9 protein-coding genes and 1 pseudogene are annotated in these 8,080 nt (G+C 71.1%); 3 read left to right on the top strand and 7 right to left on the bottom strand.

Annotated elements, in window-relative coordinates; all coding sequences use genetic code 11:
* A pseudogene (locus PSH25_RS23110) lies at window positions 1-204 on the bottom strand (biotin--[acetyl-CoA-carboxylase] ligase); the annotation flags it as partial.
* Between the two features lie 84 nt (window positions 205-288).
* Between PSH25_RS23110 and PSH25_RS23105 the strand changes: the two are divergent.
* Window positions 289-1,872, top strand: a complete 1,584-nt coding sequence (locus PSH25_RS23105) for an acyl-CoA carboxylase subunit beta (RefSeq protein ID WP_238661063.1) — start codon at window positions 289-291, stop codon at window positions 1,870-1,872.
* A gap of 34 nt (window positions 1,873-1,906) precedes the next feature.
* Here the strand turns inward: PSH25_RS23105 and PSH25_RS23100 are convergent, their stop codons facing one another.
* The 4 genes from PSH25_RS23100 to PSH25_RS23085 form a co-directional block, all read right to left on the bottom strand.
* Window positions 1,907-2,767 carry a hypothetical protein gene (locus PSH25_RS23100; RefSeq protein ID WP_238661062.1) on the bottom strand — a complete coding sequence of 287 codons (861 nt, stop codon included), beginning with the start codon at window positions 2,765-2,767 and terminating at the stop codon, window positions 1,907-1,909.
* Complete coding sequence (locus tag PSH25_RS23095) at window positions 2,760-3,260, bottom strand: SigE family RNA polymerase sigma factor (protein WP_238661061.1); 501 nt, start codon at window positions 3,258-3,260, stop codon at window positions 2,760-2,762. Before PSH25_RS23095 ends, PSH25_RS23100 begins: the two co-directional genes overlap by 8 nt.
* 61 nt (window positions 3,261-3,321) lie before the next feature.
* Window positions 3,322-4,224 carry a ketopantoate reductase family protein gene (locus tag PSH25_RS23090; RefSeq protein WP_238661064.1) on the bottom strand — a complete coding sequence of 301 codons (903 nt, stop codon included), beginning with the start codon at window positions 4,222-4,224 and terminating at the stop codon, window positions 3,322-3,324.
* A 233-nt stretch (window positions 4,225-4,457) separates the two neighbouring features.
* A complete protein-coding gene (locus PSH25_RS23085) occupies window positions 4,458-5,201 on the bottom strand; it encodes a M50 family metallopeptidase (protein ID WP_238661060.1) in 744 nt (247 codons plus the stop codon).
* Between the two features lie 101 nt (window positions 5,202-5,302).
* On the opposite strand from PSH25_RS23085, the gene PSH25_RS23080 reads away from it, so the two are divergent.
* Window positions 5,303-5,848: a Uma2 family endonuclease gene (locus PSH25_RS23080; protein ID WP_238661059.1), complete on the top strand. Its 546-nt coding sequence runs from the start codon at window positions 5,303-5,305 to the stop codon at window positions 5,846-5,848.
* A 126-nt stretch (window positions 5,849-5,974) separates the two neighbouring features.
* Window positions 5,975-6,727: a GH25 family lysozyme gene (locus PSH25_RS23075; RefSeq protein ID WP_238661058.1), complete on the top strand. Its 753-nt coding sequence runs from the start codon at window positions 5,975-5,977 to the stop codon at window positions 6,725-6,727.
* Between the two features lie 82 nt (window positions 6,728-6,809).
* Here the strand turns inward: PSH25_RS23075 and PSH25_RS23070 are convergent, their stop codons facing one another.
* Complete coding sequence (locus PSH25_RS23070; protein ID WP_238661057.1) at window positions 6,810-7,037, bottom strand: hypothetical protein; 228 nt, start codon at window positions 7,035-7,037, stop codon at window positions 6,810-6,812.
* 66 nt (window positions 7,038-7,103) lie between these two features.
* The coding region (locus PSH25_RS23065; RefSeq protein ID WP_502361359.1) for a serine/threonine kinase C-terminal domain-containing protein at window positions 7,104-8,080 on the bottom strand (977 nt) is incomplete at its 5' end.

Genomic DNA, 8,080 nt, shown 5'->3' with positions numbered 1-8,080 from the left:
CCCCGCGGTCTGCCGCTCGGCGACCACGACCAGGCCCTCGGGCTCGTCGGCGCGGGCGGCCTCGGCCACGTCGGCGTTGGTGGAGCCGGTCTCGGCACGCAGCTCCAGCCGGGCCCACGGCCCGTTCGGCAGGATCAACGCGCGGCGCAGCCGGGCCGCCGACAGCGGCGGCCGGTCCAGATCGGTGTACGGGGAGCCCGACATTCCGCCAGCCTACGGCGGTGCTCCGGTCGACACTGAGGCGTACTGCACAGCGGCACCCACCTGAACCATCGTTATATTCCCTGGGTGACTACCGAGACCGGGACCAACATCCACAGCACCGCGGGCAAGCTGGCGGACCTGGAGCGCCGGGTCGACGAGGCGGTGCACGCCGGGTCGGCCCGCGCCGTGGAGAAGCAGCACGCGCGCGGCAAGAAGACCGCCCGCGAGCGGATCGAGATGCTGCTCGACGAGGGCTCCTTCGTCGAACTCGACGAGCTGGCCCGGCACCGGTCCACGGCCTTCGGGCTGGAGCGGAACCGCCCGTACGGCGACGGTGTGGTCACCGGCTACGGCACGGTGGACGGCCGGCAGGTGTGCGTCTTCGCGCAGGACTTCACGGTCTTCGGTGGCTCGCTCGGCGAGGTCTTCGGCGAGAAGATCGTCAAGGTGATGGACCTGGCCATGAAGATCGGCTGCCCGGTGGTCGGCATCAACGACTCCGGCGGCGCCCGCATCCAGGAGGGCGTCGTCTCGCTCGGCCTCTACGGCGAGATCTTCTTCCGCAACGTGCGGGCCTCCGGCGTCATCCCGCAGATCTCACTGGTGATGGGCCCCTGCGCCGGCGGCGCGGTCTACTCCCCGGCGGTCACCGACTTCACCGTGATGGTCGACCAGACCTCGCACATGTTCATCACCGGCCCGGACGTGATCAAGACGGTGACCGGCGAGGACGTCGGCATGGAGGAGCTGGGCGGCGCCCGTACGCACAACTCCCGCAGCGGCAACGCGCACTACCTCGCCAGCGACGAGGAGGACGCGGTCGACTACGTCAAGGCGCTGCTGTCGTACCTGCCGTCGAACAACCTCGACGAGCCGGTCGTGGTCGACGCCCCCGCCGAACTGGCGATCAGCGACGAGGACCGGGAGTTGGACACCCTGATCCCGGACTCGGCCAACCAGCCGTACGACATGCACACGGTCCTCGAACACGTCCTCGACGACGGGGAGTTCCTGGAGGTCCAGCCGCTGTACGCGCAGAACATCGTGGTCGGCTACGGCCGGGTCGAGGGGCGACCGGTCGGTGTGGTGGCCAACCAGCCGATGCACTTCGCCGGCACCCTGGACATCGCCGCCTCGGAGAAGGCCGCCCGCTTCGTTCGCACCTGCGACGCGTTCAACATCCCGGTGCTGACCTTCGTGGACGTGCCCGGCTTCCTCCCGGGCACCGGCCAGGAGTGGGACGGCATCATCCGCCGGGGCGCCAAGCTCATCTACGCGTACGCCGAGGCGACCGTCCCCAAGGTCACCGTGATCACCCGCAAGGCGTACGGCGGGGCGTACGACGTGATGGGCTCCAAGCACCTCGGCGCGGACCTGAACTTCGCCTGGCCGACCGCGCAGATCGCGGTGATGGGCGCGCAGGGCGCGGTGAACATCCTCTACCGCTCCGAACTGGCCGGCGCCGAGGACCCGGCGGCGGTCCGGGCCGAGAAGATCGCCGAGTACGAGGACACCCTGGCCAACCCGTACGTGGCGGCCGAGCGCGGGTACATCGACTCGGTGATCCCGCCGCACGAGACGCGTACCCAGATCGTCCGGGCGCTGCGCGTCCTGCGCACCAAGCGGGAGACCCTGCCGCCGAAGAAGCACGGCAACATCCCGCTCTGATCTCGCCGCTGCCTGCTGGCCCCGAGCCCGGGGGTCAGCAGGCAGGGTTGGCGGCGGCGCACATCCGCGCTGCCGCCGCCAGGGCAAGCTGGCGGAGTTTCGCCTCGGTGCCGTCATCTGCGATGCGGAGCAGCGAGACGGTGTCGCCGACCCGGACGACGGCCAGGAGGGTCGGCGGCGGTGCGTTGGTGAGCGTCTGCCCGGTCTGCACGTCCCGAGGGGCCGTGAGCGAGTCCCGCAGGATGGCAGCGTCGTCCCCCGCGAAGCCCCGCTGCACCACCGCCCACCGGTGGATCACCTCCACGGTGTGGGTGCCGTCCACCGTCTGCCACTGCTCGACGCTTCGCCACTCGGCGCACGGCGCGACCAGGTCGTCCAGACTGGTGAAGAGCTGTCGAGCCGTCTCGGGTACCAGCCTGAAGAGATCCTGCATGACCAGTGCGTCGCCCGGCACGAGGACGCCCTGAGTGGGCTTCCGCATGAGGGTCTGTGAACGGGACAGGATGGACATTTGCCAGCCGTCCGACAGCCCCTGGCTCGTCCGGCAGTGGCCGAGCGTGTCCTCCAGCCGGACCGGCTCGCCCAGCCCTGCCTGGCTGAGCTGCACGTAAACCGGCTGCGGCAGGTCGGCCGGCTGCAACAGGGCGTCGGTGGTGATCTCGTGCCGGGTCGGCGAGGCGGAGGGCGCGGCGGCCGGCTGAACCAGTGGCGGGGACGTCCTCGGCGCGGCGACCGCCACGGCGGAGACCCCGGCGAGGGCCAGCACGACGCTCGCCACCACGATCTTGCGCTGGCTGCGGCGGCGGGCCCGGGAGCGGATCTCCTCCGGGCCGAGCCAGCGCACGTCCTGCAGGTCCCGCTGGATCTGTTCGACGAACGTCGGGTCGTCACGCATCGGTAGCCTCCTCCAGGTCAGAGACGGCGAGCAGGCCGGCGAGCGCAGTGCGCCCCCGGGAGAGACGGGCCTTGACCGTGCCCACCGGGGCCGCGGTCTCCCGCGCGACCTCGGCGACCGGCATGCCCACCAGGTAGTAGAGGGCGATGGCGACGCGTTGCTCCTCGGGCAGCCGGCGCAGGGCGGCGACCACCGCGACGGTGTCGGTACCCGGCCCGGGAACGGTCTCGGTGGCCCCGTGTCGCAGGTAGGCGCGGGCACGGCTGCGTAGGCTGCGCCACCGGCTGACCGCGATCCGGCTGGCCACCACCCGCACCCACGCCTCCGGGTCGTCGTACCCGCTGACCGTCGACCACCGCTGCCACGCCCGGACGTACGCCTCCTGCACGGCGTCCTGCGCCTCGCCCCGATCGCCGGTGAGGGCGTAGACGAACCCGAGGAGCCGTTGTCGACTCCCCCGGTAGAACTCGTCGAACCCGTCGACGTCCGGCACCCGCTACCTCCCCGTGTCGGTCGCTGGGAACACGCACCGGGCGGGGTCGTCGGTTGCCCGGTCAGGCGATCATCTTCTCCAACTCGGTGAGCGGGAACGCGCCGGCCGCGATCCGCTCCCGGACCGCCCGGCGTACGGCCCGCTGCACGGCGACGTTGACCGGCGTCGGTACGCCGTGCAGCCGGCCCAGCAGCGCGATCTCGCCGTTGAGGTGGTCCACCTCGGTGGAGCCGGTGCCCCGGGCCAGGCTCTGCCAGGTGGAGCCGCCGGAGCGGGCCTCGCCGTCGACCGGGCGCTGCCCGACCAGGTCGCCGCGTTCGGCCTTCTCCTCCTCCGGCGAGGTGTGCGCGATGCCGGCGGCGGCGAGCGCGGCGACGCCCTCGGCGCGTACCCGCTCGACCAGCGTGTCCGGGATGTCCTGGCCGAGCAGCGCCTGGAGGCCGTTACCGAGGTTGCTGAGCAGCTTGCCGTACTTCCAGCGCAGCACGTCGGCGCGGACCGGGGCGACGAAGCCGGCGGCGGTCAGGTCGGCGGCGATCGCCCGGTCGGTGTCGTCGGCGCCTCCGGGGTACCGCCCGATGTGGAGCATCCCGGAATGCGGGTACCCGTTGGCGACCACCACGCCCGGGTCCAGGTGCGTGGCCGGCAGCCAGACGCAGACAGGGTGTACGTCGGCGAAGAGCCGCAGCGCGGCCCGCTCGTTGGCCACCCCGTTCTGCGCGGTCACCAGCGGCAGACGTTCGCCCGCCGTGCCGCCGCCGATTACCGGCGCGTCCACCCAGGCGGCCAACGCGCCGACGGTGTCCTGCGACTTCACGGTGAGGACCAGCACGGTGTCCGCTGGCAGCGGCTGGTCACCGGGCCGGTCCACCGCCGCGAGCCGGGCGGTGACCGCACCGTCGGGCTGCCGCAGGGTCAGACCCCGCGCGCGGATCGCGTCCAGGTGGGCACCGCGGGCCACCACTGTCACGTCCCGGTCGGCCTGGGCCAGCCGTACGCCGATGGTCCCGCCGACCGCGCACCCGCCCCGATGATCACGTATCGCATGGCCTCATCCTGCCCGACCGCGCCGTCCCGCCGTGGTCCGAGCCGCCACCCCTCCCGCCATCGATCATGGAGTTGTGGTGCCGGGCTGCGGGGGTATTGCGGCTTTCGCGGCCCACCACAACTCCTTGATCGACCCGGATGGAGGCGGGGTCAGAGCGTCAGGCCGGCGTCGGTGAGGATCGGGCCGGCGAGCAGGAGCGCGCCGGCGATCAGCGCCGCCAGGTTGACGAGGGCGAAGACGCTCACCCAGAAGAGCGGCGGGAACGGCGTGAGTCCGGCGAGTTGGTCGGCGTCGGAGGCGGGCATCCGGCCCCGGGAACGCAGCCGTTGCAGCTCGACCACCGGCCGCACCCCACCGAGCAGCAGAAACCACACCCCGGTGTACGCGAACGCGGCCTGGACCTGCGGCGTCGCGTACCACGAGACGGCGAACACCAGCGCACCGGTGACCAGCAACGACACCACGCCGAAGGCGTTGCGGATCATGACGAGCATGGCGAGCAGCAGGGCCACGGCCACCCACAGCAGCAGGGTGATCCGGTTTCCGCCGAGCAGCCAGGCGCCGGCCAGCCCGACCAGCGGCGGTGCGACGTATCCGGCGAGCAGCGTGAGGATCATGCCCGGCCCGGTGGGGCGGCCGGCGGAGAGCGTCAGCCCCGACGTGTCCGAGTGCAGCCGGATGCCGCGCAGCTTGCGGCCGGTGAGCAGGGCGACCAGGGCGTGACCGCCCTCGTGCGCGATGGTGATGGCGTTACGGGCGATCCGCCACGGCAACCGGGTGGAGACCACCACCAGTGCTACGGCCCCGGTGATCAGCACCAGCAGCGCGGGCGGGTCCGGCTGCGCGCCGAACAGCGTGTCCCACAGGTCGCCCAGCCCTTCGATCGACATCATGGGGCGCGAGCCTACCGGCGGCGTTCCGTGTCGCTCCCGAGGCACCGGCTCGTATCGCCCGAGACGGGTCGGGTGGCCACCGAAGGCAGAGGTGATTGCACATGAGGTTGTTGCCGTTGGAACACCATGTCGGGCTCTGGACCGAAGCCGACTACTTCGCCCTGGGTGAGACCCCGGACCGGATTGAGCTGCTCGACGGGAGCCTGCTTCTGAGCCCAGTCCCGAGTAAGCGCCACCAGTTGGTGTCACGCCGGCTGGCCGACCATGTCGAGCGCGCGGCCGGCGGCCTCGCCGTCTTCGGAGCGGTCAACGTGCGGCTCGAGGCGGATCGGATCGCCATCCCGGATGTGGTTGTCGCGGATACCGACCACGAGGGCATGGTCGTGGAGGCAGCTGAGGTGGTGCTGGTCGGTGAGGTCGTCTCGCCGGGGAATGCAGCCGCCGACCGCCTGCTCAAGATGCAGCTCTACGCCATTGCGCGAATCCCCTGGTATCTGCTGGTCGAGCAGGACGGGGACGCACACTCATTGCGGCTGTTCCGGCTGGACGGTGAGCACTACGTCGAGGACCAGGTGGCCAAGCCCGGCGAGACGCTGGCCGTCGTCGAGCCGTTCCGCTGGCAGCTCGACCCGGCCACGCTGCGCTGATCCGCCCTGCCCCGACCATCGGGCCTTCACAGCCCGTCAATGAAGCTTTTTTCCGGCCGCTCTTGTGATCTAGGGCACTTACCTCCAAAGATGGACGTCGATAGAGCGACGTCCTTGGAGGCACTCATGGCCCGTACCTCGTCAACGCTGCGCCGCGCACTCGCGGCCGGCCTCACCGTCCTCGCCACCGCGGCGGCGGCCCTGGTCGCGACCGCCGGACCGGCGGCCGCCGCCACCACAGCCGGTGTCGACGTGTCCCGTTACCAGGGCACCATCAACTGGACCAGCGTCCGCAACGCGGGCATCGAGTTCGCCTTCATCAAGGCGACCGAGGGCACCAGCTACAAGGACCCGAACTTCAACGCCAACTACGTCAACGCGTACAACGCCGGGGTGATCCGCGGGGCGTACCACTTCGCCCGGCCGAACATCTCCGCCGGCTCGACCCAGGCCAACTACCTGGCCTCCAACGGCGGCGCCTGGTCCGCGGACAGCCGCACCCTGCCCGCCGCGCTGGACATCGAGGGCAACCCGTACGCCGGTGGCTACTGCTACGGGCTCAGCACGACCGGGATGCGCAACTGGGTGCAGGACTTCCTGAACACCTACCGCTCCCGCACCGGCCGGTACGCGGTCATCTACACCACCACGAGCTGGTGGAACCAGTGCACCGGCAGCTGGACCGGCCCGTGGGCGAACCACCCGCTCTGGCTGGCCCGCTGGTCGAGCACGCCCGGCGCCCTGCCGGCCGGCGCGTCGGTGTGGAGCTTCTGGCAGTACACCAGCACCGGAGCGGTCTCCGGGATCAGCGGCAACGTGGACCGCAACTACTGGAACGGCGACCGGAGCCGCCTGATCGCGTTGGCCAACAACACCTGATCGGGCCGTTGGCGGCAGCGGGATCGACGGTCACCACACGGTCGACAATCGGTCCGGCTGCCGCCACACCACCGGGTACGGGTCAGGCCCGCCGCCGACTCAGGGCCGGCACCACAGCATCCTCACGAGCCAGCGCGCCCCTTCGGGTCAACCGCCAGGCAGCCATGCCAAAGCCGGCAACGATCACGACGCCGAGCAGTGCGACGAGCACCGAAACCCCCGCGCTGACCAGCAGCAGAATCGCGTCGCCGAGCGCCACGAGCATCCACAGTGCCAGCCGGGGCCGAGTGTCCCTCCGTCGGTAACCCATGTCGTGCCTCCTTCCGTCGTCGAAAGGTCAATTACCCACGACGAGGGAAGGTCATGCGAATGAGTTTCAGTCCTTACGGTCGGGCACGAAACCCTTGGCGATCCGGTCGAAGTTCGGCAGGTTGGCCTGCCAGTCCTTCTCCGCGATCTCCCACCGCAGGGCGTAACCGCGGTTCTTGGCCGTCACGAACCCCCGGTTACGGACGTGGATCCGCTGCCCGTCCCGGGTCTCCAGCCACTCCCAGTCCCCGCAGGTCTTCCAGAAGTTACAGCCCTTGATGCTGAGGTACTGGTAGTTGTTGACGCGGCTAGCGCGATTCGGCTCCTGCTCCCGCCAGTCGGCGACCGCATCCTTCGCCGGGGTGCTGGTCCACTGGACGAGCAGCTCACCCGGCCCGTTGGACTCGTTGAAGACGACCGTGTCGCCGTTGACCTGGCTACGCACCCAACCGTCGGGTATCGGCAGGGCGAAGCCGGCCGGGTCCCGGTGCAGCTTCCAGCCCGCCGGCAGCGCGTTCGGGTCTACCGAGGGGGTGGCCGAGGCCGATGGGCTCGGCGCGCCGGTGGTGGGCGGCGGTGGCGCGGCAGCGGAGGTCGGCGCGGCCCCCGAGGTCGCCGCAGCACTGGTCGGGCCGGCCTGCGGGCTCTTGTCGTCGTCCTTGGTCAGCATCGGCACGACCACCACGAGGCCGATCAGCAACAGGGCGACCACGGCCCCGATCAGCAGGTTGCGTCGGGTGTTGTTCGGCTTCGTGCCATCCGACAGCGGCACCGACGCGCGACCGGCCGGACTCACCGGCGGCATGAGCGACGTCGGCGTGGTGGGCTTGCGCTGCACCGGGGCCACCGGCGGACCGTCGACAACCGTCGGCTCGTCGTCGACGTTCGTCGTACCGTCGCCGCTCGTGTCCGGCGCGGCCGTGACCTTCGCGGTCGGCTCGGCATCGGACGGCCCGGCCTCGGACGGCGCCGGGCGGTCGATCGCGGTGCTCGGCTCGGCCGGCGCCGCTGCGGTCGCGCGTCGAGTAGGGTAAGAGGGTAGAT

This window comes from Micromonospora foliorum (assembly GCF_022229015.1).
GTDB classification, from domain to species: domain Bacteria; phylum Actinomycetota; class Actinomycetes; order Mycobacteriales; family Micromonosporaceae; genus Micromonospora; species Micromonospora foliorum.
The sequence above is the reverse complement of the archived record's forward strand: the minus strand, read 5'-3'. Positions and strand labels throughout refer to the sequence as shown.